27 protein-coding genes are annotated in these 26,310 nt (G+C 67.0%); 4 read left to right on the top strand and 23 right to left on the bottom strand.

The window, feature by feature from the left end; translation table 11 throughout:
• Nucleotides 1-32: 32 nt before the first annotated feature.
• A complete protein-coding gene (gap, locus tag ACHMXA_RS03020) occupies nt 33-1,034 on the bottom strand; it encodes a type I glyceraldehyde-3-phosphate dehydrogenase (RefSeq protein WP_176665341.1) in 1,002 nt (333 codons plus the stop codon).
• A gap of 63 nt (nt 1,035-1,097) precedes the next feature.
• Nucleotides 1,098-3,200, bottom strand: coding sequence for a transketolase family protein (locus tag ACHMXA_RS03025; RefSeq protein ID WP_395318356.1), 2,103 nt, complete (start codon nt 3,198-3,200; stop codon nt 1,098-1,100).
• A gap of 153 nt (nt 3,201-3,353) precedes the next feature.
• On the opposite strand from ACHMXA_RS03025, the gene speD reads away from it, so the two are divergent.
• Genes speD through ACHMXA_RS03040 form a run of 3 tightly spaced genes read left to right on the top strand, consistent with a single transcriptional unit; the run spans nt 3,354 to nt 5,865 of the window.
• The gene (gene speD, locus ACHMXA_RS03030) at nt 3,354-3,734 is read left to right on the top strand and encodes an adenosylmethionine decarboxylase (protein WP_395318358.1); all 381 of its coding nucleotides are present in this window, start codon (nt 3,354-3,356) and stop codon (nt 3,732-3,734) included.
• A 20-nt stretch (nt 3,735-3,754) separates the two neighbouring features.
• On the top strand, nt 3,755-4,468 hold the full coding sequence (locus ACHMXA_RS03035) for an NDP-sugar synthase (RefSeq protein WP_395321213.1): 714 nt from the start codon (nt 3,755-3,757) through the stop codon (nt 4,466-4,468).
• Nucleotides 4,465-5,865: an aminopeptidase P N-terminal domain-containing protein gene (locus tag ACHMXA_RS03040; RefSeq protein ID WP_184639187.1), complete on the top strand. Its 1,401-nt coding sequence runs from the start codon at nt 4,465-4,467 to the stop codon at nt 5,863-5,865. Before ACHMXA_RS03035 ends, ACHMXA_RS03040 begins: the two co-directional genes overlap by 4 nt.
• On the opposite strand, the gene ACHMXA_RS03045 is transcribed toward ACHMXA_RS03040, so the two are convergent.
• Nucleotides 5,807-6,781 (bottom strand): LysR family transcriptional regulator, encoded by a 975-nt coding sequence (locus ACHMXA_RS03045; protein WP_395318361.1) that lies wholly within the window; start codon nt 6,779-6,781, stop codon nt 5,807-5,809. The genes ACHMXA_RS03040 and ACHMXA_RS03045 overlap by 59 nt on opposite strands.
• A gap of 141 nt (nt 6,782-6,922) precedes the next feature.
• On the opposite strand from ACHMXA_RS03045, the gene ACHMXA_RS03050 reads away from it, so the two are divergent.
• Nucleotides 6,923-7,990, top strand: coding sequence for an aldo/keto reductase (locus ACHMXA_RS03050; protein WP_395318363.1), 1,068 nt, complete (start codon nt 6,923-6,925; stop codon nt 7,988-7,990).
• Nucleotides 7,991-8,154: 164 nt separating this feature from the next.
• Here the strand turns inward: ACHMXA_RS03050 and ACHMXA_RS03055 are convergent, their stop codons facing one another.
• From ACHMXA_RS03055 to ACHMXA_RS03150, 20 genes are all read right to left on the bottom strand, one after another.
• A complete protein-coding gene (locus tag ACHMXA_RS03055) occupies nt 8,155-8,529 on the bottom strand; it encodes a DUF3325 domain-containing protein (protein WP_395318365.1) in 375 nt (124 codons plus the stop codon).
• A gap of 5 nt (nt 8,530-8,534) precedes the next feature.
• Nucleotides 8,535-10,223, bottom strand: a complete 1,689-nt coding sequence (locus ACHMXA_RS03060; RefSeq protein WP_395318367.1) for a PepSY-associated TM helix domain-containing protein — start codon at nt 10,221-10,223, stop codon at nt 8,535-8,537.
• Nucleotides 10,220-10,459: a DUF3649 domain-containing protein gene (locus ACHMXA_RS03065; RefSeq protein ID WP_395318369.1), complete on the bottom strand. Its 240-nt coding sequence runs from the start codon at nt 10,457-10,459 to the stop codon at nt 10,220-10,222. Before ACHMXA_RS03065 ends, ACHMXA_RS03060 begins: the two co-directional genes overlap by 4 nt.
• Nucleotides 10,460-10,687: 228 nt before the next feature.
• Nucleotides 10,688-11,170, bottom strand: coding sequence for a hypothetical protein (locus ACHMXA_RS03070; RefSeq protein ID WP_395318371.1), 483 nt, complete (start codon nt 11,168-11,170; stop codon nt 10,688-10,690).
• A 4-nt stretch (nt 11,171-11,174) separates the two neighbouring features.
• Nucleotides 11,175-11,783: a hypothetical protein gene (locus ACHMXA_RS03075; protein ID WP_395318373.1), complete on the bottom strand. Its 609-nt coding sequence runs from the start codon at nt 11,781-11,783 to the stop codon at nt 11,175-11,177.
• Nucleotides 11,784-11,785: 2 nt separating this feature from the next.
• A complete protein-coding gene (locus tag ACHMXA_RS03080) occupies nt 11,786-12,799 on the bottom strand; it encodes a phage tail protein (RefSeq protein WP_395318375.1) in 1,014 nt (337 codons plus the stop codon).
• 13 nt (nt 12,800-12,812) lie between these two features.
• On the bottom strand, nt 12,813-13,250 hold the full coding sequence (locus ACHMXA_RS03085; RefSeq protein WP_126183631.1) for a hypothetical protein: 438 nt from the start codon (nt 13,248-13,250) through the stop codon (nt 12,813-12,815).
• A 31-nt stretch (nt 13,251-13,281) separates the two neighbouring features.
• On the bottom strand, nt 13,282-13,896 hold the full coding sequence (locus tag ACHMXA_RS03090; protein WP_395318377.1) for a DUF4376 domain-containing protein: 615 nt from the start codon (nt 13,894-13,896) through the stop codon (nt 13,282-13,284).
• Between the two features lie 3 nt (nt 13,897-13,899).
• On the bottom strand, nt 13,900-17,949 hold the full coding sequence (locus ACHMXA_RS03095) for a hypothetical protein (protein ID WP_395318379.1): 4,050 nt from the start codon (nt 17,947-17,949) through the stop codon (nt 13,900-13,902).
• 131 nt (nt 17,950-18,080) lie between these two features.
• Nucleotides 18,081-18,497, bottom strand: coding sequence for a DUF6950 family protein (locus ACHMXA_RS03100; protein ID WP_395318381.1), 417 nt, complete (start codon nt 18,495-18,497; stop codon nt 18,081-18,083).
• A gap of 2 nt (nt 18,498-18,499) precedes the next feature.
• Nucleotides 18,500-19,117 (bottom strand): hypothetical protein, encoded by a 618-nt coding sequence (locus ACHMXA_RS03105; protein WP_145759510.1) that lies wholly within the window; start codon nt 19,115-19,117, stop codon nt 18,500-18,502.
• On the bottom strand, nt 19,114-19,740 hold the full coding sequence (locus ACHMXA_RS03110; protein ID WP_395318383.1) for a hypothetical protein: 627 nt from the start codon (nt 19,738-19,740) through the stop codon (nt 19,114-19,116). The genes ACHMXA_RS03105 and ACHMXA_RS03110 overlap by 4 nt, the downstream gene beginning before the upstream one ends.
• The gene (locus ACHMXA_RS03115) at nt 19,737-22,298 is read right to left on the bottom strand and encodes a phage tail tape measure protein (RefSeq protein ID WP_395318385.1); all 2,562 of its coding nucleotides are present in this window, start codon (nt 22,296-22,298) and stop codon (nt 19,737-19,739) included. The genes ACHMXA_RS03110 and ACHMXA_RS03115 overlap by 4 nt, the downstream gene beginning before the upstream one ends.
• Before the next feature lie 91 nt (nt 22,299-22,389).
• Nucleotides 22,390-22,740 (bottom strand): DUF1799 domain-containing protein, encoded by a 351-nt coding sequence (locus ACHMXA_RS03120; protein ID WP_395318387.1) that lies wholly within the window; start codon nt 22,738-22,740, stop codon nt 22,390-22,392.
• Nucleotides 22,741-22,757: 17 nt separating this feature from the next.
• A complete protein-coding gene (locus ACHMXA_RS03125) occupies nt 22,758-23,108 on the bottom strand; it encodes a hypothetical protein (RefSeq protein WP_395318389.1) in 351 nt (116 codons plus the stop codon).
• A 46-nt stretch (nt 23,109-23,154) separates the two neighbouring features.
• Entirely contained in the window at nt 23,155-24,084 is a 930-nt protein-coding gene (locus tag ACHMXA_RS03130) for a hypothetical protein (protein WP_395318390.1), read from the bottom strand.
• A 63-nt stretch (nt 24,085-24,147) separates the two neighbouring features.
• A complete protein-coding gene (locus ACHMXA_RS03135; RefSeq protein WP_395318392.1) occupies nt 24,148-24,630 on the bottom strand; it encodes a hypothetical protein in 483 nt (160 codons plus the stop codon).
• A gap of 153 nt (nt 24,631-24,783) precedes the next feature.
• Nucleotides 24,784-25,053 carry a hypothetical protein gene (locus ACHMXA_RS03140; protein WP_369660278.1) on the bottom strand — a complete coding sequence of 90 codons (270 nt, stop codon included), beginning with the start codon at nt 25,051-25,053 and terminating at the stop codon, nt 24,784-24,786.
• Nucleotides 25,050-25,700, bottom strand: a complete 651-nt coding sequence (locus ACHMXA_RS03145) for a hypothetical protein (protein WP_395318395.1) — start codon at nt 25,698-25,700, stop codon at nt 25,050-25,052. The genes ACHMXA_RS03140 and ACHMXA_RS03145 overlap by 4 nt, the downstream gene beginning before the upstream one ends.
• Nucleotides 25,697-26,275: a lysozyme gene (locus tag ACHMXA_RS03150; RefSeq protein WP_395318397.1), complete on the bottom strand. Its 579-nt coding sequence runs from the start codon at nt 26,273-26,275 to the stop codon at nt 25,697-25,699. The genes ACHMXA_RS03145 and ACHMXA_RS03150 overlap by 4 nt, the downstream gene beginning before the upstream one ends.
• Between the last annotated feature and the right edge of the window lie 35 nt (nt 26,276-26,310).

The raw sequence follows: 26,310 nt of genomic DNA on the forward strand, positions 1-26,310 counted from the left end.
GGCGCGTTTTTCTATATTGAAGCCGCGAAGTCTTACTTCGACACGACCTTCACCATCTCCAGGCACTTGTTCGAGTAGCCCCACTCGTTGTCGTACCAGCTCACGAGCTTCACGAAGGTGCCGTCCAGCGCAATGCCGGCTTCGGCGTCGAAGATCGAGGTGCGCGGGTCGCCGCGGAAGTCGGTGGCCACCACCTTGTCTTCCGTGTAGCCCAGCACGCCCTTGAGCGCACCTTCGCTCTGTGCCTTCATCTCGGCGCAGATTTCCTTGTACGTGGCTTCCTTCACCAGCTCGACCGTCAGGTCGACCACCGACACGTCGGAGGTCGGCACGCGGAAGCTCATGCCGGTGAGCTTCTTGTTGAGCTCGGGGATCACCACGCCCACGGCCTTGGCTGCGCCGGTGCTCGAGGGAATGATGTTTTCCAGGATGCCGCGGCCGCCGCGCCAGTCCTTGTTGCTCGGGCCGTCCACGGTCTTCTGCGTGGCGGTGGCGGCGTGCACGGTGGTCATCAGGCCGCGCTTGATGCCCCACTTGTCGTTCAGCACCTTGGCCAGCGGGGCCAGGCAGTTGGTGGTGCAGCTGGCGTTGCTGATGATGGCTTCGCCGGCGTACTTCTTGTCGTTCACGCCGTAGACGAACATGGGCGTGTCGTCCTTCGACGGTGCCGACAGGATCACCTTCTTGGCGCCCGCGTCGATGTGCTTCTGCGCGGTTTCCTTGGTGAGGAAGAGGCCGGTCGACTCGAGCACGATGTCGGCGCCGACTTCGTTCCACTTCAGCTGCGCGGGGTCGCGTTCCTGCGTGAGGCGGATCTTCTTGCCGTTCACGATCAGCGTGTTGCCCTCGACCGTGACTTCGCCCTTGAAGCGGCCATGCACCGAGTCGTACTGGAGCATGTAGGCCAGGTAGTCGGGCTCGAGCAGGTCGTTGATGGCAACGATCTCGATGTCGTTCTTGAAGTTCTGCACCGCTGCGCGCAGCACGTTGCGACCGATGCGGCCGAAGCCGTTGATACCGAGTTTGATAGCCATCTGACTTGCTCCTAAGGTTGAAAAACTGTTGTCTGTCGTGAAACCAGCGAAAGAACGAACCGATCAGTCGCGCAGCACGGCTTCCACCGTGGCGGCGAGGTTCTCCGCCGTGAACCCGAAGTGCTTGAACAGCGCCGGTGCCGGTGCCGACTCGCCGTACGTGTCGATGCCGACGACTGCCGCGCAGCCGTACTTCCACCAGCCGCCGGTGCAGCCCATTTCAACGGCGATGCGCGGCAGCTTCTTCGGCAGCACGGCCTTCTTGTAGGCCAGGTCCTGGCGGTCGAAGGTGGTGGTCGAGGGCATCGACACCACGCGCACGGCGATCTTCTTCTCGGCCAGCAGCTTCTGGGCTGCCAGCGCGAGCGGCACTTCGGAGCCGGTGGCGATGATGACGGCGGCCGTCTTCTTGCTCTTGAGGCCGACGACTTCGGGCTCCGCGAGCACGTAGGCGCCGCGGCTGATGTCGCCGAGCTCGCTCTTGGGCGCGTAGGCGATGTTCTGGCGGCTCAGCAGCAGCGCGGTCGGGCGCGACTGGTTCTGCAGCGCCACGGCCCAGGCCACGGCCGTCTCGGCCGTGTCGCCCGGACGCCAGACGTCCAGGTTCGGGATCAGGCGCAGCGAGGCGGCGTGCTCGATCGACTGGTGCGTCGGGCCGTCTTCGCCGAGGCCGATGGAGTCGTGCGTGAAGACGTGGATCACGCGGCGCTTCATCAGCGCGGCCATGCGGATGGCGTTGCGGCTGTAGTCGCTGAAGGTGAGGAAGGTGCCGCCGTAGGGGATGTAGCCGCCGTGCAGCGCCACGCCGTTCATGATGGCCGCCATGCCGAACTCGCGCACGCCGTAGTTGATGTGGCGGCCGATGGTGCCGTGCGGCGCTTCGGCCGGGGCTTCGGGCTTGGCTTCGTCTTCAGCGCCCTGCTTGGCAGGGACGGCCGGCACGTTCATGACCACGGCGCCGGTCTTCGGGTCGAAGCGCAGGGCGGCGGTGCTCTTGGTGTTGGTGAGGTTCGAGCCGGTCAGGTCGGCGCTGCCGCCGAGCATTTCGGGCAGCGCGGCGGTGAAGGCTTCGAGCGCGAGCTGGCTGGCCTTGCGGCTGGCGACGGTCTCGCCCTTGGTGTGGGCGGCGACCACGGTGTCGAACGCGACCTGGTGGAAGTCCTTGGGCAGCTCGCCCTTCATGCGGCGGGTGAACTCCGCGGCCAGTTCGGGGTAGGCGACGGCGTAGGCGGCGAACCTGTCGTTCCAGGCGGCCTCGGCCTTGGCGCCGGCTTCCTTGTGGTCCCAGTCGGCATACACCTCGGCCGGGATCTCGAACGCGGGGTAGGGCCAGCCGATGGCTTCGCGGGTGAGCACGATCTCTTCGGCGCCCAGAGCCTCGCCGTGCGCCTTGGCGGTGCCGGCGCGGTTTGGGCTGCCCTTGCCGATGGTGGTCTTGCAGACGATCAGCGTGGGCTTGGTCTCTTCCTTCTTGGCCTTGGCAATGGCCTTGGACACCGCCGCGGCGTCGTTGCCGTCGATCGGGCCGATGACGTTCCAGCCATAGGCCTTGAAGCGCTCCTCGGTGTTGTCGATGAACCAGGGCTTGACCTGGCCGTCGATGCTGATGCCGTTGTCGTCGTACAGCGCGATCAGCTTGTTCAGGTGCCAGGCGCCGGCCAGCGCGCAGGCTTCATGGCTGATGCCTTCCATCATGCAGCCGTCGCCCAGGAAGGCGTAGGTGTGATGGTCGACCACGGTGTGGTCCTTGCGGTTGAACTCGGCCGACAGCAGCTTCTCCGCCAGCGCGAAGCCCACGGCGTTGGTGATGCCCTGGCCCAGCGGGCCGGTGGTGGTCTCGACGCCCGGGGTCACGTCCACCTCGGGGTGGCCGGCGGTCTTGCTGTGCAGCTGGCGGAAGTTCTTCAGTTCACCGATGGGCAGGTCGTAACCCGTCAGGTGCAGCACCGAGTACAGCAGCATCGAAGCGTGGCCGTTCGACAGCACGAAGCGGTCGCGGTCGAACCAATGCGGGTTGGCGGGGTTGTAGCGAAGGTGATCGCCCCAGAGTGCGACGGCCATGTCGGCCATGCCCATCGGTGCGCCCGGATGTCCGGAATTTGCTTGTTGGACGGCATCCATGGCCAGTGCGCGGATTGCGTTGGCCATCAGGGCGTGGTTTGCCATGTGCGGTGGACTTTCGGAGGGAAAAGGGAGGGTTGGGGTGGGGAGAACCCGCGATTTTACCGGGCGAGCCCCGAACGCTCCCGATACGGCCCGAACACCCTTCCGATGCTCCTGTGCGCCCTGGCCCCAGGGGGACTGCTAGAGTTGCCACCCATGCACGGGCTGCACCTCACCGCCGACCTCCACGACTGCCAATGCGGCCCCCAGTGGCTCACCGATCGCGATGCCCTGGGCGCGGTCTGCCTCAAGGCGGTGGCGGCCGCCGGGCTGCAGGCAGTGGGCAAGCTGATCCACGGCTTCCCGGCCACCCCCCGGGGCCCGGGCGGGGTCACGGCCACCGTGCTGCTGGCCGAATCGCACCTGTGCATCCACACCTGGCCCGAGCAGCGCGGCGTGACGCTGGACGTGTACGTCTGCAACTTCAGCGGCGACCACTCGGCCAAGGCGCATGCGCTCATGGAATGCCTGGTGTCGGTGTTCCAGCCCCTGCACAGCGAACGCAACGAACTGCAACGCGGAAGGGTCGCTGCGTGAGCGGCAACGCGGTGCGCGCCATGATCCTGGCCGCCGGGCGCGGCGAGCGCATGCGGCCCCTGACCGACAGCACTCCCAAGCCCCTGCTGGAGGTCCGCGGCAAGCCCCTGATGCAATGGCCGATGGAGGCGCTGGCCGCCGGCGGATTCACCGAACTGGTCGTCAACACCGACTGGCTCGGCACGCAGATTTCGGAACGGTTCGGCGCCAAGCCTTTGCTGGATGGGCACTCTGCGCTATCGATTTCATACTCCGACGAAGGCCGCGACTTCGGCGGCGCGCTGGAAACAGCGGGCGGCATCGTGCGCGCGCTGCCCCTGCTGGGCGATGTGTTCTGGGTCGCGGCCGGCGACGTGTTCGCGCCGGGATTCGCCTTCGCGCAGGCCTCGGTCGAGCGTTTTATCGCCAGCGGCAAGCTCGCGCACCTCTGGCTGGTGCCCAACCCGGCGCACAACCCCAAGGGCGATTTCGGCCTCTCGCCGGAGGGCCTCGCGCTCAACACTGCCGCCGAGAAATACACCTTCTCGACCATCGGCCTATACCGCGCCGCACTTTTCGCGCTGCCCTACTGCGACATCCCGAGCGGCAACCCGGCCGGCCGCAAAGCCCCGCTGGCGCCGATCCTGCGCGCCGCGATGGACAATGAACTCGTGAGCGCCGAGCTCTACACCGGCCCCTGGACCGACGTGGGAACACCCGAACGGCTCGCCCAACTGAACACGCCAACAAGATGACCGCAGCAGACATCGCCACCACGATCTACGCCGAGCGCCGCGCGCGCCTCGCCTCGCAACTCGGCAAGGACGGCATCGCCATCATCCCGACCGCGCCCGAGCGGCCGCGCAACCGCGACACCGACTTCCTCTACCGCCACGACAGCTACTTCTATTACCTGACCGGCTTCACCGAGCCCAACGCCTGGCTGGTGCTGGCGGGCGACGGCCGCGCCACGCTCTTCTGCGCGCCCAAGGACATCGAGCGCGAGATCTGGGACGGCTATCGCCTGGGCCCCGACGCGGCGCCCGCGGCGCTCGGCGTCGACGAGGCCTTCCCCGTCACCGAACTCGACGCGAAGCTGCCCAAGCTGCTGGAGAACCGCGCCACCGTGTGGTTTCCCTTCGCCATCCACAAGGGCCTGGAAAGCCGCGTCGACGGCTGGCTGCAGTCGGTGCGCGCGCGCGTGCGCTACGGCGCGCTGTGCCCCGACGAGCAACGCGACCTGTGCGGCCCGCTCGACGAGATGCGCCTGGTCAAGGACGCGCACGAGCAGGACATCATGCGCCGCGCCGCGCAGATCAGCGCCCGCGCGCACGTGCGTGCGATGCAGCTATCGGCCCGCATGCTGCGCGAGGGCAAGGATGCGCGCGAGTACCACCTCGACGCCGAGCTGCTGCATGAATTCCGCCTGGGCGGTTCGCAGTACCCGGCCTACTACTCCATCGTCGCGGCCGGCGCCAATGCCTGCGTGCTGCACTACCGCGCCGACGCCGCGCCCGTGCGCAAGGGCGAGCTGGTGCTGATCGACGCGGGCTGCGAGCTCGACGGCTACGCCAGCGACATCACCCGCACCTTCCCCGCCGACGGCAAGTTCACCGGCCCGCAGCGCGCGCTCTACGACCTCGTGCTGGCCAGCCAGGACGCGGCCGCCGCAGCCACCAAGGCCGGCAACCGCTTCAACGACCCGCACGACGCGGCGGTGCGGGTGCTCGCGCAGGGCATGCTCGACTTCGGCCTGCTCGATGCCAACAAGGTCGGCAGCGTCGACGACGTGATCGACAAGCGCGCCTACTTCCAGTTCTACATGCACCGCACTGGCCACTGGCTAGGCATGGACGTGCACGACTGCGGCAGCTACGTCGAGCCCACGCAGGTGGGCGAGGTGAGCGAGCGCAAGGACCCGCTGTCGAACGAAGTCATCAAGAACCGGCCCAGCCGCATCCTGCACCCCGGCATGGTGCTCACGCTGGAGCCCGGCATCTACGTGCGCCCCGCCGAGGGCGTGCCCGAGCAGTTCCACAACATCGGCATCCGCATCGAGGACGACGCCATCGTCACCGCCACCGGCTGCGAACTCATCTCGCGCGGCGTGCCGGTGAAGGCGGACGAGATCGAGGCGCTGATGCGGGCCTGACCGCCCGCTGCGACACCGGCGGCGGCGCGTGCCGCGCCTGCAGGAAGTCGATGAACACCCGCAGCTTGCGCGGCATCTGCGCGCGGCTCGGGTAGTAGAGATAGAAGCCCGGAAAGGTCGGCCACCAGGGCTCCAGCAGCGGCACGAGGCGGCCGCTCGCGAAATCCTCCCGCACCGCTCCTTCGAACGACGTTGCGATGCCCGCGCCCGAGCGCGCGGCCGCGAGCAGCAGGTCTGCGTCGTTGCTGACGAGCGGGCCTGCGAGCTCCACGTCGAGCACGCGCCCGTCCTGCGCGTACTCCCAGCGATAGAGGCCGCCGGTGGTCAGGCGGTAGTTCAGGCAGCGATGCTCGCGCAGGTCCTCGGGCGTGCGCGGCGGCTTGCGCCCCTTCAGGTAGCTGGGCGCCGCGTAGGTCACCATGCGCAGCGGCCCGCCCACCGGAACGGCCACCACGTCCTGCGCGAGGCTTTCGCCCAGGCGGATGCCGGCGTCGAAGCCGCCTTCCACGAGGTCGACCATGCGGTTGTCGCAGACGAACTCGAGCGTGATGTCCGGATAGGCGTCGGCGAAGGCGCCGAAGTGCGGAAAGAAGAGCAGCTCCGCCGCCACGCGCGAGACGTTCAGGCGCAGCAGCCCTGCCGGCTTGTCGCGCGCCTCGTCGATGCCCTCGACCGCCTGCGCGAGCGCGGCCAGGCCCTGTTGCGCACCCGCGAGGAACTGCCGGCCCAGCTGGGTGACACCGACGCGCCGCGTGGTGCGGTCCAGCAGGCGCACGCCGAGCTTCTGCTCCAGCGTGCGCACGGTCTGTGAAAGGGCCGATGGCGACACGCCCAGTTCCTCCGCGGCGCGCGTGAAGCTGGCGTGGTGCGCCACGCGGGCGAAGGCGGCGATGGCCGGGAGCAGGTCGGGCGACATGCCGGCCATTATGAAGACCAGCTTCACAAAGCATTCGGTCCGACCGGCTTTTTCCGAAGCAATCGCGCAAATACCTTCGAGGTCATGGCGATGCGGCCCTCGCGTCGCCACCCACACCGCGAAACGAAAGGACTTTCCATCATGAAGCTGGACGACTACATCACCCTCGGCCGCTCGGGCCTGCGCGTCAGCCCCATGTCGCTGGGCACCATGACCTTCGGCCAGGAATGGGGCTGGGGCGCCGACGCGGGCGAATCGCGCCGCATGTTCGACCTCTACGTGGAGCGCGGCGGCAACTTCATCGACACCGCCAACTTCTATACCAACGGCAGCTCGGAAAAGCTGCTGGGCCAGTTCATCGCCGACCGGCGCGAGTCGGTGGTGGTGGCCACGAAATACTCGCTGAACATGCAGCCGGGCAACCCGAACACGGGCGGCAACCATCGCCGCAACATGGTGCGCTCGGTGGAGGCCAGCCTGAAGCGGCTGGGCACCGACTACATCGACCTGCTGTACCTGCACATCTGGGACCGGCTCACGCCCTTCGAGGAAGTGATGCGCGCCTTCGACGACCTCGTGCGCTCGGGCAAGGTGCTCTACGCGGGCATCTCCGACACGCCGGCCTGGCAGATCGCGCGCATGCAGACGCTGGCCGAACTGCGCGGCTGGGCGCCGCTGGTCGCGCTGCAGATCGAGTACAGCCTGATCGAGCGCACCGTGGAGCGCGAGCTGCTGCCGATGGCTCAGGAGCTAGGCCTGGGCGTGCTGGCGTGGTCGCCGCTGGGCAGCGGCGTGCTTTCGGGCAAGTACACGCGCGCCGACCTCGACCATCGCAACGATCCGGGCTCGGGCGTGACGGGCTCGCGCAAGGACGTGGCCGTGGGCAACGGCGCGCTCAGCGCCCGCTCGCTGGAGATTGCCGAAGTGGTCGGGCAGGTCGCGAAGGAGCAGGGCCGCTCGAGCGCGCAGGTCGCGCTGGCGTGGCTGCTGCAGCGCCGCGCGCCTACGGTGATGCCGATCATCGGCGCGCGCACCTTCGCGCAGTTCGAGGACAACCTCGGCGCGCTCGACGTCCAGCTCGACGCCGAGGCGCTGCAGCGCCTCGAAGCGGCCAGCGCCGTGTCGATGGGCTTCCCGCACGACTTCATGGCGCTGCCGATGACGCAGGGCGTGCTCTCGGGCGGCAGCTCGGTGCGGCGGCCTGCATGAAGCCGCGGAGGCTGAGGGTGGCGGTCATCGGCGCGGGCGGCACCATCGGCCGCGCGGTGGTGGACGCGTTGCGCGAGCTGCACGAGGTGATCGCGCTGTCGCGAGGCTCAATGTATCGGCAGTGGAAGGCGCGATGAGCGGACAGGCGCTGCGTCCCGCCCCCGTCACGGCGTGAGCGACGCGGACGACGGCGACAAGAGGCTCGCCAGCAGGCTGCACAGCGCGACGGCCGTCGCCGCGAACGCGATCCAGTGGAAGCGGCGCGGCGCATAGCTGAGCAGCGCCACCGTGGACAGCGCCGCGGCCGTGAGCGCGCCCAGCCACAGCACCCAGCCGATCGCGCTCCCGGCCGCCCACAGGCTGGCGACAAGCGACAGGCACAGCAGCACGGCGCCGCCGAGTTGCAGCCAGCGCCGCCACCGCCCCGGCGTGCTGCCGCGGCCGTAGACGTCCTCGCTGTGGCGGTCCATCGCGAGGCTCAGTACGCAGAAGCCCGCGAGCGATGCGGCGAACACGAGGGAGAGAAGGGACGAGTCCATCGCCGTCACGAGCCCTGGCCCGACGCGGCGAGCGTCGGCGACGGCTGCTGTAGCTCCTGCTGTTGCGGCGAGGCCGACTGTTTCTTCTCCGCCTGCTGCCTCATGGCCATCGACTTGCGCCGCTTGCGCTCGACGATCCACACCCCGCCCGCGAGCCCCAGGCCCAGCGCGATCACGACCAGGTCGAAGCCCGCCACCGCGCTCGGGCCGGTGCGCAGGCTGACGGTCAGCGGCGCCGGCCCGGTGAAGGCGTTGATCACCGGCAGCAGTGCGAAGAGCAGCGCGCCCGCCGCGAGCTGCGCCTGCCACATGCGCAGCGTGGGCCGCAGCAGCCCCAGCACAGCGGCCGCGCCCCAGACGATGAAGAACCAGCGGATCTCCGCGTCGCCGCGCTCGGCCATGCCGACCGGCAGCAGGCGGTTGGCCCAGAAGAAGGAAGCCATCGCGACGGGCAGGCCGGCGATGGCGCCGAGGTTCAAGCCGTCGACCAGGCGCAGTCCGAAGCCGATGCGCCCGTCCTGCCTGAGCGTCTTCGCGAACTTCTGGCGCTCCTTCACGGCCCACAGCAGAAGCCCCGTCGCCACCATCAGGCAGCCCGCGATCCCCGAGAGGAAGAACAGCGCGCGCAGCAGCGGATCGCCGAAGCGCGCGATGTGCAGCCCGTAGAGCACGCCCCGCGTCTCGGCCGCGGGCTTGGGCACGTCGCCGAAGGCGCCGATCAGCGCCCCGGTCGTGCCATTGAAGAGCATCGACGGCTTGTCGTAGGACAGCTGCGGCCCTTCGGCACGGGTGAGCGAGACGATCGCGTTGGCGTCGTTGGGCTGGTGCACAGTGATGCGGCCCACGGGGGCGCCGTTCCAGTGCGCGGAGGCCTGCGCCATCATCGGCGCGATCGGTGCGAGCGGCGCCTTGTTGCCGGAGGCCTTGACCTGGTCGCGGCCGCCGCCGGGAAAGACCTCGGAGAAGAAGGCCTGCTCGCCGCCGCGCTCCTTGTAGGCCACCTCCGGGGCCCAGGGCATGTACATGAACATCAGCGTGACCAGGCCCGTGTACGTGATCATCAGGTGATAGGGCAGGGCAAGCACCGCCGTCACGTTGTGCGCGTCGAGCCACGAGCGCTGGCCCTTCTTCGGGCGGAAGGTGAAGAAGTCCTTGAAGATGCGCTTGTGCGTGACGATGCCGCTGAAGATCGCCACCAGCATGAACATCGCGCAGAAGCCGACGATCCAGCGCGCCCACAGCGCGGGCATGTAGTGCAGGTCGAAATGCAGGCGATAGAAGAATTCGCCGCCGCGCGTCACGCGGGCAGCGGTGAGCGCCTCGCCGGTGGCCGGGTCGAGCGAGACGCGGTCGAAGCGGCGGCGCGACTTGTCGCCGGGTGCGGCGCCCTGGCCAGGAGTAGCGAGATACAGCACGTCGGTCGACGGCTGGCGTTCGGCCGGCAGGTTGATAAACCAGCGCGGGCTGCCGGCGCCGTGCTTCTGCAGATAGGCCACCGCACCCTCGGCCGCCTGGACCTGCGGCACCTGGGCGCGCGCGGCCGGTGCATGCAGCTCGGGCTTCATCCAGAACGTGATCTCGTCCTTGAAGTACGAAGCCGTCCCGGCCGCGAACACCATGAACAGCACCCAGCCGACCAGAAGACCCGACCAGGTGTGAAGCCATGCCATCGACTGGCGAAAGCCCTCCTTCATGCGGCCGCTCCGGTGGTGCGCGTGAGCAGCAGGAGGAGCGAACCCAGCACCGCCGCGGCCAAGGCAAGGCCGGACCACGCACGCAGCGCCGTGCGCGCGGCGAAGACCCACATCACCGCGAAAGCGAAGACGGCGAAGGAAGCGAGCAGGCCGGTCATCGTGGCCTCGCTGCGCGCCATGCCGAAGACGGCGGGCAGGCACAGCGCGAGCACCACGGAAGAAGAGCGCCGCGACACCGTAGCCGCCGGCGATGGCTGCCACGGCTCGCGAAGTCACGCCCAAACGATGGCGGACGCCGGCAGTCACGACGCGCGCCGGACGGCGTGCGAGGTCGTACGGAGGTTCATGGAGGAGGGAAGAGAAATCCGTGAAGATGAGAATAATACTCATCTTCATGATGTCCGCGGCTGGCTGGCGGATATCCGGCCGGGTCTTTTCTTTCCCTCCCTCGCTCCGTCTTCCGGCTAAGGCGCAGGCCCCGCCGGACGCCAGCGCCCGTCGTTGGCAAGCCACTGGTACAGCCGCGATCCGATCTGGACGATGTCGCCGTTCGCGACGTTCGCAGGAAAGAGCTGGTCGTACGCTCGCAAGCGATAGCCGAGGAAGTCCGCCGCCGCCTGGACATAGCCCTCCGACGACACCACGCCCACTCCAACGCCGAGCAGCGGTGCGGACTGAGGCATCAGGCCGGAAACATTGGACACGATCGATGCGGGAGCCGCGAGCGCGGCCCCCTGCGTCATCGCCCCAACCGTGCTGCGCACGGCCGCCAGGCCGCCCGCGGCGTAGGCATCCAGTTCCAGCACACCGGAGGACGAAGCGCGGCTCGCACCGGCTCCCGTCAGGTTGGCGTCCCCGGCCAGGTGGCCTGCGACCTCATAGACGAGCGCACCCGAAAACGGCTTGGCGCCGAAGGTCGAGGCCCCGAAGGTCAATGCGCCGTACATCGGGCTACTCCGATGGCGGCCCGGCCGCCGGCTCGAACGCAAGGAAGTCGCACACAGGCAGCATCGGAAGCAGTTGCTCCAGCGTCGGCTCGTCGGCCTGGCCTGCGGCGACCTTGTCCTGCAGCGAATAGCAGAAGTCCCACACCAGCGAGCGCCATGCGCGGAAGGCACGCCCCTGCGCCTGGAAACGCGGGACGGCCGGTTCGTCGGCGTAGGTGACCGCGGTCCTGATGTCGTCGAAACCATGAGCGGCCGCTGTGCCGTCGAGATGCTTCTGCACCCCGTCGCGCAAGGCTGCGGCACGTTCTTCGAGAGTCGAGTCGTGTGGTTCGGGCGTCACTGGCTGCTCGATGCCGGGCGCTTCCGGCTCCGGCGGCGCCGGCGGTTCGGGAACGGGCTCCGGCACGGGAATGTCCTCGGCGATCCACATGCCGTTGGCGGCAGCGAAGTAGCGCTTGCCTTCGACGGGAGGCGGCGGCTCCACGACCAGGCAATTGCCTGGAACAAGCCACACCTCGCCTTCGTCGGCCGGAGAGAGGTCGCCCTCGTCGAGCACGATGGGACCGATGTAGACGCGGTCGGGGCCGAATGAATAGACGGTCTTTGTTTTCATGGTCAGTACTTGATGCATGCGAGGTAGGCGGTGTTGCGCGGCCGAGCCTCGGCCTCGCCGCTGGTGTTCAGCGAGATGCCTGCGAAGCCAGTCTTGATGACGATGCCAGTCGCCGCCGCGTAAATGCCGATGCCTGTGCCGGAACCGCCGACGCCGACGTTGTGTCCGTGATTGCCAGCGCCGTCGGTGCCCCAGTTCTCGTAGCCATCGGTGATGTTCCCGAGGGATCCCGCAAAGCCCGTACCGACGCCGGAAAAATGACCGCGCGTATAGCCGTGCGCATGATGGCCTTGAGCATCCGTCCACGCACTGTGTGCATGACCAGGATCTGCGACACCATGCGCATGGCCTGGATCCGTGATCGCATGGGCGTGCCCTGGATCGACAACGCCGTGCGCATGCGACAGGTTCGCGCTGTCCTGGTAGGAGCCCAGCGTGCGGCCGGGATCCAGTCCACGCCCATCGTCCAGCCCTCGATCGAACACCCCCCGCCCATCAGGCAGATTGAAGGTGGTCGAACCATCCCCCGCCCCATAGGTCGTGCCGATCTTCGCGAAGAGCCGGGCATAGGTCGTGCGCGACACCGCCGCGCCGTTGCGCTTCAGGTAACCCGCAGGAGGCGTCGACTGCGCGAAGTAGCAGACCATGCCTGTCTGGTCGAGGCCCAGCGCCTCCTGCCAGTCGGCCTTCAGCTGCTCGGTGGAGGCCGAGAGAATGGTCAGCCCGATCTGCTTCGGCCCTTCCGGAAAGTCGACCTTCGCGCCGTCGTTGCTCGATGCGATGACCAGGGTGCGCGCGAGCGCGCCGCCTGTCATCGTGGCCCGGCCAAGCTCGAACAGGCCGGTGGGGCGGCCGACGGAGTCGACCGCGTTGATCATGTAGTGGCAGGTGTCTCCCTCTGCCATGCCAGTTGCGGAGAACGGTCGATATGCATCGACGGCGCCCGCCAGCACGAAAGGCCCCAGCCCCACGGTGGTGCTGGCCTCCAGAATTCGGTCGGCTGTCTTGTGTGCCATCGCGATGTGCCGTTCAGACCGTCAGGAACGCGACCTTGGTCGAGGTCTTCAGGCGCGGAACCACGCCGGCCTGGATCGGGATCACCGGCGTCAGCGCACCGTGCAGCAGCAGCAGGCCGTTGCCCGCCGCCGCCGTGCCGATGCCCAGGTGCGTGGCCGTGCCCACGGCCGTGCCTGCCACTTCGAGGAACTCGAGTGCGTTCACCAGGAAAGCCTCGTTCCCGATCACCGACCAGCCCGCCGGGCTGCGCGGCACCGCGATCCGGGCGTAGCCCGGATACACCAGCTCGTTGGTGCTCTGGTTGGCGCCGGCACCCGGCGCGGCGGTGAGGAGACTGATGTAGAGATCCGTCGACGGATTCGCGGAGGCGTTGTCGGCCAGCCCGGCGATGGGCGTGCCGAGAAGGATCAGCTTGATGAAAGCGTTGGCGGATGCGGATGAATATGCCATTCGAAGCTCCTGGTTCGGGTTGGTTGGTTAGTTATGCAAGCGAGAGGTTGTCGGCGGGCTGTTCGCCCATGAAGTCGGCCAGGTTGCAGCTGGCCGGGATGTCCGAGGCGTCGAGCCCGTCGATGAAGACATGGGCTGCACGCTCGGCGGAAAAGCAGGCCCGCACGTGGTCGGCGATGGCAATGGAGATGGCTCTGGCCTCTTCGCGCGTGAGCGTGACGAAGCCCTCGGCGGCCTTGAAGTCGATGCTGTCGAGTGCGCCGGCCTCCATGTCGGCCAGCATCTGGGCAAAGGCCGCGCGGTCTTCACGGCCGGTTCGCACGCGCAGGCCGTCGGGTAGCGTCAGGCCACCGGTCTCGGCCTTCCAGCGTTGCTCGGCGAGGTCCGACTTGAGCTGGGCTCTGCGGTCGTCCGGCGTGCGCGGATCGCGCCACGCGTGCAGCGACCAGTCGAAGACATGGTGCTCGCTCGGCCGCTGCGGCAGCGGCGCTGGAGCGCCATCGCGGATGTAGGAGCCGGGCTCCGCCGGCCCCAGATAGACGGACTCGCCGGGACCGGCCTGCGCGTGACACCACTCAACGGTGGCTTGCGTGCCGGTACAGCGGATCTCGCCGGTGCGGGTGTTGTAGACGGTGAATTGAGGCATGGTTCAGCGACGCGTGGAGAGCGCGTAGATGGAGGAGCCGGCAGTGCCGGCCCAGACGGGTGAGAAAAGGCTGAGCGAGTGCCAACCCGGATTCAGCAATACCTGGATGCCTCCAGTCACGGTGGTCCCGGAAACGCCCGCGCCCATCCACCGGACCACGCCGTCGACGCTCAATGAGACCGGAGCGGTCTGGGACACATAGACCGTTCCCATGACGAAGGTGTTCAACGGTTCAGAGCCGGGCACGAAGTGATTGATCGATACAGCGCTCGTCGCAGACGAAGCGTATGAAGGCACCGTCACGGCCTGCCCGCGCAGGTTCAACGTGTCGATCACGTTCAGTTGATTGATCGTCAGCCCGTCGTTCTGCAGATTGAAGCCCGGCCCCCAGAGGCGGAATTGCCCGGTGGCGTTATGCATCTGCAGCCCCATGCCGTTGCAGTTCAGCTCGACGAAGGTGTCGCCGCCGGAGTGGCGCGCAAGAATCCATCCCCAGCTGTTGTCGCCGATCCACTTGTTCGCGCTGCGCAGGAAACCCCAGCCGCCCACACCGTCCCCGGAGATGTCGACCTGACCCGCGTTGACATAGCCCAGGCGAGAAGTGATTGCCGACAACCGGTCTACGCTGATCGAGCGCGCGAGGATGCTGCCGTCGACCACCAGCGTGCCGTCGATGCCGACGGTCGATGCACCGGCCACAGCGCCGACGACGAAGGGATACTTCGTGACGCCGCCGGCTGCTTGCTGCGCCACCGCGAAACGGTCGACCAGCACCGTGAAATTGCTCTCCTGGCCATCGTTGTTCAGCAGCACTCCCGCTACCTTGTTGCCTGCGACAACCTTCACGCCCCACTTGGCCGACAACTTGCCCATGTCGTCAACCTGAGTGCGCGACACATGTTCGACCGCAGCCTCCATGTCGTCGACACGCGAGACCAGCGAACTACGCATGTCGGCTTCCGCGGAAACGGCCGTCACACGTGCCGTCACTTCGTCACGGATCGCAGCCACGGCGCCTCTGTCGCTGGCCTCCGAGGTATAAGGCGTCACAGGGAAGCGCCCCTGCTCGATCTTCACGAATCGCACACCGATCGCCCCGCCTGCGGTGTAGTCGCTCCATCGGAACAAGACCCGCCCGGTGGCCGCCGCCACCGGCGCCAGCGCTTCGACCGCGAAGTCGTTGCGCCGGATCTGCTCGTTCATGAACGCATGCCGCCCCTCCTTGATGTTGCTCACATCACCCAGGGATTTCCCGCTAGCGTCGAAGAACTCGATCGCGAAACCGCTGTGGCCCGTGTCGCTCTCGAACATCGAATCGCCCGACGCTGCATACCAGCTTCCCGGCTTTGCAGGAAAGCTGTCGCTGACCAGGCGCCCGCCGGCAGGAACCGCAGCCTGCAGCCGCGCCGATGCACCCCAGTCGTCTTCCACGACATTCCAGTGGTTGCCTTGCTGATCCCACTTGTCGAGATCGAACTCGAACCCGCCGTTGAACACCAGGTTGGCACGCACATAGCCGACGGCACGCGCAGAGACGATGTCGATGCGCTGCGCGAGCTGCTCGGCCGTGTCGCTGACGACCTTCTCCACATGCGTGATCGCAGTGCCGCGCTCGATGGCTTCGTCGACCAGGCGTTCGCTGATGCCCGAGTTGACGTTCAGCAGGTCCGCGATCTGCTCGTCGAGGCCTTCCTGCAGTTCCTTGATCGCATCGTCGATCGACGGCAACGAAGCCAGCTGCACATACCCCGCATCGCTCGCATTGCCCGCCGCATCGAACGCCGTCACCCAGTAGATGCGCGTCGCCGCCATCGGCTCGTTGCGCACGAAGTTGAGCGAGCCCGTGCGCCCGATCTCGGCCGCTTCGGCCAGCGTCGGGCCGACCTTGACGATGTACGCCGAGATCGGCTGCGTCGTGCCGCACGGCTGCCAGGCCATCTCGATTTGCGAACCCCACACCTCGCCGCGCACGATCGGCTGCGCGGGTTGCGCGACCTCGATGGTGGTCGAAATCGGCACGCCCCACACGCCCTGCGTGTTGCCATGCTGCGCCCACACCTTCACCGTGCCCGCGGGCAGCCAGCCGATGTTCGCGGTCAGGGCCTTGCCGGTCCAGCGCTCCACGGCCGTCTCGAAGGTCGGGCCGACGAAGATCCGCGTCGCGCCCCATTCGAGCAGGTCGATACCCGCAGGGGCGGACCAGCGCGCGATCACTCCATTCGCTTCCACCGAAAGGCTCAGCCCCTCGACGTCGCCCGGCTTCACGCTCGCGCCCTGCAGCGTGTGCGTGACCATCGTCCAGTAGCTGGACGCATAGGCCGTCATGAACCTTGCGCGCACCTGGTACTCGCCGTGCACCTCCAGGCCGAGCAGGAAGGTCTCGGTGGCGGTGCCCGGAAGCGTAACGCTCTGCCAGTCGCCGACCGGCGTGGTCGTGCGCCATTGCACCTGCACGTTACCGCCGCGGCGCACGGCATCCTCCGCCGACGCGGACCAGCTCACGCGTGCGCGGATCACCAGCGTGCCGCCCTGCTGCACCATCTGCTCCTGGCCGCTGCGCACCTGCAGGTCGAGCGGGGGCTGCGGCAGCAGGAAGGGGTTGGGCAGATTGGTGTTGGGAGACGGGTCGCGCAGCACCTCGTCGGCGGTGTCGTAGAAGGCCTCTTCGTCCTCGATGACCTGGAACGAGAGCGGCGAGCTCATCGAATAGGTCCAGTCCTGCACCCGGAACGGCTTGTTGGCGAAGCCGTACAGCGCGCTGGTCAGCAGGATGCGGTCGCCAGGCTGCAGGTGCCACGCCAGCATCTTCGGATGGACCTGCAGCACGAAGCCGCCGCGGCTCTGCTCCACCAGCACGCGGGCGATCTGGTGGGTGCGCGCATGGGCCGTGGTGAAGGGCAGCACGAGGTCGAGGAATTTGTCCTTCTGATCGTTCTCGCGGAAGACCGCGTTCTGGTACTGCTTGAAGTCTTCCGACACGCCGTTGCGCGTGAGGTTGACGTACGTGCCCCTCGCGCCGTTGTAGCGCGCGGTGCCGGGGTTGCAGGTCTGCACCACGGTGATGGGCGCCAGCAGATCCTCGTCGGTCAGCGAGAGAACGGGCGTGGTCCAGGCACCGGCCAGGATGCGCCATACGCCGCCCGACTCGAGGCTGTAGCCGGCCATCGTGTCCTCGAGCTGCTGCCGCGTGCTGTCGCGGTCCTGGTCCGAACGGAACATGCCGTCGCAGGTGTAGCGCGCCACGCTGCCGCCATAGTTGGGCCGATCTGCGGCGACCGTCGCGGGGTTGTAGATGGCCGTGTCGCAGGCGTTGGCGGCGACGATGAGCGCGTTCTGGTCGATCTGGTCGTCGGAGGCCAGATAGCCTTCCTCCGAGCGCAGGAAGTCGGCCAAGCACAGCGCCGGATTGCGGCTGTACGCGGTCGCGCCGATGCGCGGGTCGTAGACCTTCTTGCCCTTCACGTTCGCGGTGATGCTGGGCAGGCCACCCTGGAAGCGCTCGACGAAGAGGTTGAGCGTGACGACGATGTACGTGTAGCCGCTGAGCTTGTGCGCATCGGTCCACAGGCCCCTGCTGGCGGGCCACGGATCGAGGTTCGCACGCATGTGCGCATCGGCCGTGTCGACGCTGTTGGGCGACAGGTGGATCTGCACGTTGACGCCGGGCACGCCGCCGCCGATCGACTCCGAATCCGTGACGATGAATTCCGGGTTGGACGAGTACCCGTTCGCGTCGAGCGCACCGATCGAAACGCCATCGATCTGGATATCGGTCACGGCTTCGCAAGGGTGCGCGGCCAGGACCATCACCACATGCTTCAGATGGCTGAACTCCCCACCAGTGAGCACTGCCACGACGGCTCCGCCGACCGGTGCGGGCTCACCGTAGATGACGGTGTGCGGCGCATCGGACGCAAGGATCGTGGTGGTGCGTTCCTTAATGTTGGCAACGTCTTCGGCGAGCTTGCGTGCCGCTGCGGCCTTGGCCTGCTTCTTGGCCTGCATGTTGCCGTAGGCACTCGACACGATGGACAGAGCAGCCGAAACGATCATGCCGCCCACAGCGGCAGCGGCCCCCGCAGCTGCGCCTACAGCCGACCCGATCGCACTAAGAATGGAAACGGGCTCTGCCATCGCAGCAGTGCACACCCCAAAAAGGGCACCGAGGAGGAGTGTGAGACGGATCAGACGCGCCATGTCGCAACCCCCGCACCAAGTGGCAAGAAAATCAGCCGATCAGCCGCCGGCGCCGCGATGTGCGACCCCGTGCAGATCCCGAAGCTGTACCCCGACACGCGCCCCACCTTGCCGCCACTGCGCGCCAACACCACGTCGCCGCGCTGTGCCATCGCGCCGGGCAGGGAAGGGCCGAGCCGCTCGGTAGCAGCCGACAGGAACCCACCGGCCGCGCGCACGGCGCGCATCGCAGCCAACAGGTTCTTTCTTCCGACAGGCGCGTCGGCAGCGCGCAGATCCGCCAGCGGATCCTTGCCTGTGCGCGCGATGATCCAGTCGGCCGCGATGTGCGCGCAGTCGTGCCGGAAGTACTCGAAGGGCACGTCTCGTCGTGCCGCGATGAAATCGTCCAGGTTCTTCGTCATGTTCATTTGCCTCGTGCTCGGGCCCAGTAGTTCAGTGCCATCTGCAGGTGCTTGTTGACCCACACGGTGGGCGATCCGATCATGGAATTCAGGTACTCGAAGCCGCGCTCGCCGGGGTGCCTGACCTGGTGCTGCGCGTCGTTGGTCCGCAGTGACGCGGGGTTGGAACGCACGTCGTAGGAGGCGGTGCGGCACTCCATCGCGATCTTTGCGGTGGTGCCGTCGCGCTCGACCTTCATCTGGTCCATGACGCCGGCGAAGCGCAGCACCGGCTCGCCGCTGACCTGCAAGGTGCCGGCATCGAGCAGCGCGATCCACACGCGCACGCCCCTGTCCTGGTATTCGCTCGGGTCGCCGAGTGCGAGCGCGCGCGTGCCGATGTCCACGGGCGACAGCGTGAGCGTCAGCTTCTCGGCCGCGCCGTCCTCGCTCTCGTGAAGCTCGCCGATGGAGCCCAGATTGCCCACGCCCTGCCACGTCTGGCCCATCAGCTGAAGGCTCAGGGGCCAGTTCGTGAAGCGCGCGGTGCCGCTGCGCAGCTTGAGTTCGACGAGCGCCAGCTGGCCATAGGTCTGCGAACGCGCGGCCGCCTGGAAGCCGGAGTTGGTCAGGATGGTCATTGCTCCCACGACTCCATCAGGTCCAGGCTGAAGCCGCCCTGCGTGCGCGACTCCGAGGCCCAGGTGGTCTTGCTGTCGACCCTGCGCATCAGGCAGGTAGGACGATCCCAGACGACAGTGCTGCCGGCCACCACCGGTGTGCGCAGCACGGGCTCGAACCGCACGGTGATCACGCCCGCGGCGTCGGCCACCGCATCGGCCTGCACGTGCAGCATCTGCCGCTGGTTGGAGCCCTGGTTGACGCCGATCCAATCGCCCTGCAGCAGGGACTTGCCGGCCTCGGAAGCGCCCATGCGAATGGTCAGCTCGGAGGCTCCCGCGGGCGCAGCCACTGCGGTCCACGCACCGCGCGCGGTGCCGCGCGGCACCGGCTGCAGCATGTCGTGCACGGCCAGCACGTTGACCTGTCCGCGCATCGAATGCACGAGCGAGCGCCAGGCGGCGGCATCGCGCATCAGCGGAATCCGCTCCTCGCTGACCAGCGTGCAGGTTCGGCGCGCCGGCCCGAGCACCGCCACCTGCATCGCGCCCGATTCGCTGTTGCTGAAAGTCAGGTCGTAGGCCTGGAGTCCGAAGTCCTGCCGCTTCACGGGCAGATCGGACGGAAGTGTCACGATGTTCATTGGGGAAGCACCTTCACGCGCTTGAGTTGTTCCATCTGGCCGCGGTTGTTCTCCGCGAGCAGGCGTTGCATGTCGGCCATCACCGCACCGCGATCGGAACGGGCGTCGATGTGGAAGACGTTGGAGGGCGCGAACTGGATCGTCGGCACGGCATTGCCGCCACCGCCAGGCGCACTGACCCCGAGGCGGCCATCCGCGCCACGGCGCAGGGGCATGATGGCTTCGGGTCCTGCCTCGCCCATGAGGCCGATGCCGCTGGCGAAGGGGAAGAACGTGGGTTGGCTGACGACGCTGTTGGCGTAGGCGTGCAGGCCGGGGGAGGCGAAGACGTTGCCCTTGGCGCTGGCGATGCCGAAGATGCCCAGCACACCGCTTACGAGACTGCCAAGCCAGTTTCCGCCGGAGCCCGAACCCGAACTCGAACCCGAGTTGCCGCCACCGCCCGAGAAAATCCCCTTGAACGCCCCGGAGAGCCATCCGGAGAAGGCTTCGACCGCTGGCTTCACAGAAGCGTCGTACAGGGCGTCGGCGACGGACGCTGCCAGCTTTTTCTTGAGCGCCTCGCCCATCTTGTCGATGGCATCTTTGCCGCCACCATCGAGGAGATTCACGAACCCGTCGCGGAACACGCCACCGATGTCGTCAGACAGCTTTGTTTTTTTCTTCTCGTCTTCGTCCTTGGTCTTTTTTTGCTCTTCGTCCTTGCTCTTCCGCTCGTCCGCAATCTTGGTGACTGCCAGCAGCTCCTTTTCCGCTTTGAGGCGTTCGTGCAGGGATTGAACGTAGTTCGGAATGACGTTCTCCGTCGCTTCGAGTTCGGTGATCTGTCGCTGCGTCTGCGCAATGTTCAACTCCATCACCGCTTCTTTGGTGAGGCCGTACACGGCGTTCTGCTGCTCTTGCGCACGTACCTGCTCGCGAACTTTTTCCGTCGCCTGTTGCGATGTCTTCAGCACCGCGCTCTGGGATGCGGAATCCAGTTCCGCGACAGAGCGGTCGGCCTCCGAGTTGACGAGTTCGCGTTGCTGCTCGACGGTATTCGACCGAAACACCAGCTGCTGCCGCTCGACTGCCGTCCCCTTCTTCGAACCAAGCAGCTGCCGCTCCTTCTGAATGGCCTCCTCCTGATTCTTCAGGTCTTCGAGGCGAAGGGTTTTCTTTTGAAGAACGACCGCATAGTCGTCGATCAACTCGCGCTTGCGCAGGCTCTCAATGTTCTTCAGACCATCGGCGGTAGCCCGTGCCTTGGCGTTGTATTCCTCCCGAACCGCTTCGATGCTTGCCCGCAATCCTTCGTCTTCGGCTCGGCCCACGCCCGAAGTTCCCGGGCGAGCAGTCGGCCGGTCTTTCTTCTCACTCTCCGTTTTGATCTTGGCGTCGTTCTCCTTCACGCGCTGGCTGTTCAGATATGCGCTCTGGCGAGCCAGACGATCGATATCAACGTAGTTGGCTTTCTCCGCCTCAAGCGCTGCCCTCTCCCCATCTCGCGTAGCTTTTGACTTTGGCCTGCCGAAGGCCGCACCACCGGCATTGACCGCGAATCCGTTGCCCGACTCCACCGCATCCAGTTGCGCGATCTTCTTGTCAACGTCGCCGATCTTCTGCTGGGTGCTTTGCGGGCGTCCGATGTTCAACATCGAATCCCACGCACGCTCCGCGACGCCCTTTACCGCGAGCCAGCCACGCTCCAGGCTGCCAAGGTTTCCCACAACCTCCGCCGTCCGCTGCTTCATAGCATTGGCGAAGGTTGTCTGCGCCAACGCTGCAGCCTCTTCGGTCTTCCCTTGCTTTTCGAGCGCAACGATCCGCTCGTGGGTGCTCGCGCTCAGATAGTGATACGTCTCGTTGAGCTTGGCCGATGCCTTCGACGGCTCATCGGCCAACTTGACGAAGTTGTCGACAGCTTCGTTGATCGAAGTGCCCAGCACACGGTTCATTTCCGCCGTCGCGCCAGCTACTTCGCTCACGACGTCACCGCCGATCCTGCCGGTATTGACCACTGCGGCAATGGCCTCCGCAGATCTTGCTTGCGTGCCTTGCGTTCCGGCGATCTCTACGGCCTTGGTCTGCAGCTGGTCCGTCGTGAGCCCGACGTAGTTGCCGGTCATCGTCCTCGCCCGGTTGTAGGCTGTCGCTTCCTTGCTGCCTTCGACATATGCCTCAGTCAGCAAGGTCACGGCACGAGTCGCCAGGTTGAGGGGCGAGACGAGGTCCCGGGCATAGGCGGCAACACCACTCAAGGCAGGGCCGATGCCACCGAAGGAAGAAACCAGCTTTGCCCCTTCACCCACGAACGAGGTAAGCGGCGATTGCCCGCTCTTGAGGCTCGCGTACAGGCTGTCCACCGATGAGGACACCTTCTCGATGGCGGCCTTCGCCTTTTCCTCGGCCTCCTTCGCAGCCGACTCGGCCTTGGCCTTCACCTCTTCGGCTTTGCTGGCACCGCTGAGGGCCTTGTCGATGGCCTTCGAGACTTCGCCGACGATTCGAGAAGTGTCCGCATTTGCGGCCGTCGCGCTCACCATCATCTGAAACGACATTTGTTGTATTGCAGCCATGTCTGTATGGTCCGTTTGAGCTAAGAAAAAAATGAGGCCGACATCCGCCGGCCCCATGCTTCTTCGATGGCCGGAGGCCTTCGCGGCGCCGCTAGACGTTCAGCACCGCGATGCCTTCGTCTTCCATCACCTGCAGCTGCAGGAACACTTCGCGCTGGCGTGCGCGGGGAATGCCAAGGCGCTTCATGGCGACGTCGACCGCGCCGAAGTCGAGCCCCTGGAACCACGCGCCTGCCGCCCCTGCGACGACCCGCCACTGCGTTCGGCAGGCATGGAACACCTCGAATGCTTCCTGGTGTTCGGGCCATAGCTCGAAGGGTGGCGGGCCGCCGCCGCTGGCCGTCGAAGAGACGAGCCTGACCGGGTCGAGACCGAGCGACGCGCACTGGCTGCGGAGATCGTCGTCCAGCTCGTCGTGGACGCGATTCGCTGCTCCGAGCACGAGGCGCGCGGCGCCTCTCAGTTTTTTACTGCGGCCGGGTACGCGTGTTCGAAGTAGCTGTAGGCGATGGCTGCCTCGAACGACGGCCACTCCTCCACCGCCGCCGCGCGGTTCTCGGCGGTGCAGATGAAGGGCGCGCCGTCGTCGCCGTCCAGGCCCTTCCAGTCGGCCAGCACCATGTCGAGCAGTTCCCGGTCGGTCAGGGTGCGGCCTTCGAGGCGCGACTGCAGGGTGTCGTTGTCGGACTTGGTCAGGCGCTTGAAGACGGCGCTGAAACGCACTTCCTCGACCTGGCCGTCGCCCGGCACGCGCATCACCACCGGCGCGACGAAGGTCGGCTTCACGGCAATCTTGAGTTTCTGGGGCATCTCTGTCTTTTCCTGTGTTCTGTGCTGATGGCGATGACGGTAAAGCTCAGCGCACGACGATCAGCCACTCGTCGTTGCCCGCGCCGGTGGGCACGAACTCGAGGGGCACGGTGATCATCTGCACGCCGTCGACGTCGCTGAAGGTCGGCTTGCCGATCTGCGCATGCGGCGACACGAACTCCACGACGTTGTTCGCGCCCTGGCCGTGCTTGAGCGCAAGGTTCACGCGCTGGCTGGCGCGGGCCATACCGATCCAGTCCTTCGTCGCGACCGAGGTGTTCTCGAAGGTGACCGAGCCGGTCGACACGCGCGCGGTGATGTCCACGGCATCCACGGTCATCAGGTCGCGCTTGATCACGGTGTTGCCCGCATCGAAGCTGAAGGCGTTGGCGGCCACGCCGAGGCCGTCGAGCGTGAGGGTGGTGTTGGCCTTGTTCACGCCCAGCGGGTCCATGAACTTGCTGTAGTCGGCCACAGGCAGCGGCGCGTCCTCGGCGGGCACGAACAGGCCGGTGAACTCGAACTGCCACTTGGGAATGCCCTTGGCGTTGATGGTGGCCTTCACGTTGCCGTGCGCGTCGGTCATCTTGTAGACGGTGCCGTCGACGTTGCCGTAGATGGTGAGCGATTCCAGCGCGTCGGTGGCCGGCGTGAAGGTGGTGCTGACGCCCGGCGCGGTGTTGACGCTGATGGCGCAGCCGCGCATCAGTGCGGCATATGCGGGCACGTCGCCGGCTGCGGCCACGCCAGCGATCTCGACCGAGAAGGCGATCTTGCTGTACTGCGTGACCAGCACGGAGCCGCGCGAGCCGAAGTAGGGGCGCACGTTGTCGCGCTGGACGACGTCGCCTTCGATGGGGGTGAGCGTGACTTCGCTCACCAGGATCGCGTTGGCCGCACCGGTGGGCGCCGCATCGGTGCCGCGTACCGTTTCAGCCTTGGCCAGGATGGCCATCTTGCGCATGAGTTTTGCCATGTCGGCGTTCTCCGTCAGTTGGTTGGTTTGGGTTGTCGAAAGGAAAGGTCTGCCTGCGTGCAGTCAGAGGTAGCGCCAGGTCCGCAGCTGCAGCGCGACGCCGTGGCATCGCACACCGCAGAAGGTGACCAGGCCGGTGCCGTCGACTTGCACGCCGTCGGTGCGCTTGTCGTCGGTGAGAGGGCCGGAGGCGCATGCGCCTCCGAAGGTGGGGTCTGCGCGCACCGCGTCGCGGATGTCCTCGACGAGCGCGTCGAACACCAGCTCCGTGGCGGCGGCATCGTCGAAGGCGAGATGGCCGTGCACGGTCCAGGTGTCGACGCTCATCGCACGTCCAGCGGCGTTGACGCTGCGCTCCTCGGTGGCGGTGCGGCGCAGCCACCAGCCGCGCAGCTGCTGGCCGCCGCCCGGCAGGTCGTACAGGAACAGCGCGCGCTGCGCAGCCTCGTCGGCCAGGGAGCGTTCGCGGTCATGAACGCGGCCGATCTGCGGCACGTTGCTCAGGGTCTGCACGATGGCACTGCGAAGGGTGTCGAGACGGCTCATGCCTGGGCTCCGTTGCGTGTGTGGAAAGTCGTGTGACAGCGGTTGATGAATTGCATCGATGGCTTCGTTGGTTGGTGTATGAACTGTCGCGGCGAAGGCCTGTTCGGCTGAGGCCGACATCCGCCGGCCCCTCGCATCGATGCATCGCAAAAATCAGTTGATGCCGGGCCCGTTGCGGAACCACTGCTTCACGGCCTCCGCAAGCAGCGCCGTGCCGACGGCCATCGCGCCGCCGGATGCGGCGCCGAACACCGCGGCTCGCTGCTCGACGGTGCGAAGCCGCCCGTCGAGCGCGTCGAAGCGTGTGTCGAAGCCGTCCATGCGGCGGGTCTGCCGGTCCTGTCCGTCCTTCAGGGCCTGCACCAGGCCGTGGATCTGGCCGAGCAGCAGGAGCTCCTGGGTGCGTGCGTGGAGATCGCTCATTGCGTGGGTCTTTCTGTGAGGAACTCGATCAGCGCGCGGTACCGGAGCCGATCCGCGGCGTATGACCTGGCGTTGATGTCGTGGTTGATCCAGGCGTCTTCGACCGTGATGCCGGCATCAGCAGCACAGGCTTCGCTGGAGGTGTCAGCAAGTCCGCAGGCACCCGCGGGTACGTCGGTGCCCGCGAGGGCGCTGTTCCACATCCAGACAGCAGCAAGGCTGAGGCGATGAGGGCCGCCGACAGCGTCGCGCTGTGTGTCGCCAGGCGGCGCAGCATCCAGCGTCGGTCGGGCCGCGGCAGACTGCGCAGGATCGGCAGTCCGCTGAGCGCGGCGATCAGGAACAGCAGGAGGAACGACAAGAGAAACGCGCCGGCGTAGATCATTGGTGGGGCCTTCGAGGGAGAGATAGCTGGACTGCAGCGCGCTCGCGCCGAGCTGGTACTGCGCCGAGGCGGCGCGCCCGCGCTCGTACTCGGCCTGCAGGTCTTGCGCGAGCTGCGTCGCGCGCTGCGTTTCCTTCTGCTGCCAGGCCGCGCGCTCCTGCATGCGTCCGGCGCCGTGGATCGCGAAGCCGGCGGCGGCGAGCAGCAGCGCGGCCAGCACACCGGCGATCAGGCCCGCCCAGGCCCTGGCGGTGAGGCTCATGGCGCGTCCCCCTTGCACTGCGCGTGCAGCCTGAGGCGGTCTTTCCAGAGACCGGCGCAGGTCTTGTTGCCGGTTACGGAGCAGTCGACGCCGCCCGCGTACTTCCATCCGAGGATCGCGTCGCACGCGCCCGCGTAGTCGCCTGCATTGAGGCGCTGCACGAGCATGGAGGTGCCGCCCTTGCGGCCACCGGTGCAGAAGTTGGATGCGCCGATGTTGTAGGCCAGGCTCACATACGCGTCGTACTCGTGCTGGTGCAGCGGCACCTTCACGCATTGCTTCAGCGCATGCTCGTAGCTCTGCACGTCGCGCAATGCGCGCTGCAGCGCGGGCACGGGCGTGGTGGTGTCGCCCATGCGCACACCCTCGGTCGTGCCGAAGCCGATGGTCGGCACGGCCGTGCCATGAACGGGGTCGGGGTAGGCCTTGTCGCTGTAGCCCTCGCGCGCGACGATGCCGACGAGGCCGGCGGCGCTGAGCGCGAGCACGGCAAGCAGTTGCCGCGGGGCCTGGCCCCGTTCACGCCCGCGGCGATGTTCGAAGAAGAAAGGTGTTCGGGAAGTGTCTTTGCCCATGGCCCGAATCGTCGGGCGCGAGGGTCAAATGGCTG

The sequence above is a fragment of the Variovorax sp. UC74_104 genome (assembly GCF_044055375.1).
GTDB lineage: Bacteria > Pseudomonadota > Gammaproteobacteria > Burkholderiales > Burkholderiaceae_C > Variovorax.

Excerpts from the sequence above, each read along its gene's own strand:
- gap (WP_176665341.1), bottom strand. The coding sequence starts at position 1,034 with ATGGCTATCAAACTCGGTATCAACGGCTTCGGCCGCATCGGTCGCAAC.
- ACHMXA_RS03025 (WP_395318356.1), bottom strand. The coding sequence starts at position 3,200 with ATGGCAAACCACGCCCTGATGGCCAACGCAATCCGCGCACTGGCCATG.
- speD (WP_395318358.1), top strand. The coding sequence starts at position 3,354 with ATGCACGGGCTGCACCTCACCGCCGACCTCCACGACTGCCAATGCGGC.
- ACHMXA_RS03035 (WP_395321213.1), top strand. The coding sequence starts at position 3,755 with ATGATCCTGGCCGCCGGGCGCGGCGAGCGCATGCGGCCCCTGACCGAC.
- ACHMXA_RS03040 (WP_184639187.1), top strand. The coding sequence starts at position 4,465 with ATGACCGCAGCAGACATCGCCACCACGATCTACGCCGAGCGCCGCGCG.
- ACHMXA_RS03045 (WP_395318361.1), bottom strand. The coding sequence starts at position 6,781 with ATGTCGCCCGACCTGCTCCCGGCCATCGCCGCCTTCGCCCGCGTGGCG.
- ACHMXA_RS03050 (WP_395318363.1), top strand. The coding sequence starts at position 6,923 with ATGAAGCTGGACGACTACATCACCCTCGGCCGCTCGGGCCTGCGCGTC.
- ACHMXA_RS03055 (WP_395318365.1), bottom strand. The coding sequence starts at position 8,529 with ATGGACTCGTCCCTTCTCTCCCTCGTGTTCGCCGCATCGCTCGCGGGC.
- ACHMXA_RS03060 (WP_395318367.1), bottom strand. The coding sequence starts at position 10,223 with ATGAAGGAGGGCTTTCGCCAGTCGATGGCATGGCTTCACACCTGGTCG.
- ACHMXA_RS03070 (WP_395318371.1), bottom strand. The coding sequence starts at position 11,170 with ATGTACGGCGCATTGACCTTCGGGGCCTCGACCTTCGGCGCCAAGCCG.
- ACHMXA_RS03075 (WP_395318373.1), bottom strand. The coding sequence starts at position 11,783 with ATGAAAACAAAGACCGTCTATTCATTCGGCCCCGACCGCGTCTACATC.
- ACHMXA_RS03080 (WP_395318375.1), bottom strand. The coding sequence starts at position 12,799 with ATGGCACACAAGACAGCCGACCGAATTCTGGAGGCCAGCACCACCGTG.
- ACHMXA_RS03085 (WP_126183631.1), bottom strand. The coding sequence starts at position 13,250 with ATGGCATATTCATCCGCATCCGCCAACGCTTTCATCAAGCTGATCCTT.
- ACHMXA_RS03090 (WP_395318377.1), bottom strand. The coding sequence starts at position 13,896 with ATGCCTCAATTCACCGTCTACAACACCCGCACCGGCGAGATCCGCTGT.
- ACHMXA_RS03095 (WP_395318379.1), bottom strand. The coding sequence starts at position 17,949 with ATGATCGTTTCGGCTGCTCTGTCCATCGTGTCGAGTGCCTACGGCAAC.
- ACHMXA_RS03100 (WP_395318381.1), bottom strand. The coding sequence starts at position 18,497 with ATGACGAAGAACCTGGACGATTTCATCGCGGCACGACGAGACGTGCCC.
- ACHMXA_RS03105 (WP_145759510.1), bottom strand. The coding sequence starts at position 19,117 with ATGACCATCCTGACCAACTCCGGCTTCCAGGCGGCCGCGCGTTCGCAG.
- ACHMXA_RS03110 (WP_395318383.1), bottom strand. The coding sequence starts at position 19,740 with ATGAACATCGTGACACTTCCGTCCGATCTGCCCGTGAAGCGGCAGGAC.
- ACHMXA_RS03115 (WP_395318385.1), bottom strand. The coding sequence starts at position 22,298 with ATGGCTGCAATACAACAAATGTCGTTTCAGATGATGGTGAGCGCGACG.
- ACHMXA_RS03125 (WP_395318389.1), bottom strand. The coding sequence starts at position 23,108 with ATGCCCCAGAAACTCAAGATTGCCGTGAAGCCGACCTTCGTCGCGCCG.
- ACHMXA_RS03130 (WP_395318390.1), bottom strand. The coding sequence starts at position 24,084 with ATGGCAAAACTCATGCGCAAGATGGCCATCCTGGCCAAGGCTGAAACG.
- ACHMXA_RS03135 (WP_395318392.1), bottom strand. The coding sequence starts at position 24,630 with ATGAGCCGTCTCGACACCCTTCGCAGTGCCATCGTGCAGACCCTGAGC.
- ACHMXA_RS03140 (WP_369660278.1), bottom strand. The coding sequence starts at position 25,053 with ATGAGCGATCTCCACGCACGCACCCAGGAGCTCCTGCTGCTCGGCCAG.
- ACHMXA_RS03145 (WP_395318395.1), bottom strand. The coding sequence starts at position 25,700 with ATGAGCCTCACCGCCAGGGCCTGGGCGGGCCTGATCGCCGGTGTGCTG.
- ACHMXA_RS03150 (WP_395318397.1), bottom strand. The coding sequence starts at position 26,275 with ATGGGCAAAGACACTTCCCGAACACCTTTCTTCTTCGAACATCGCCGC.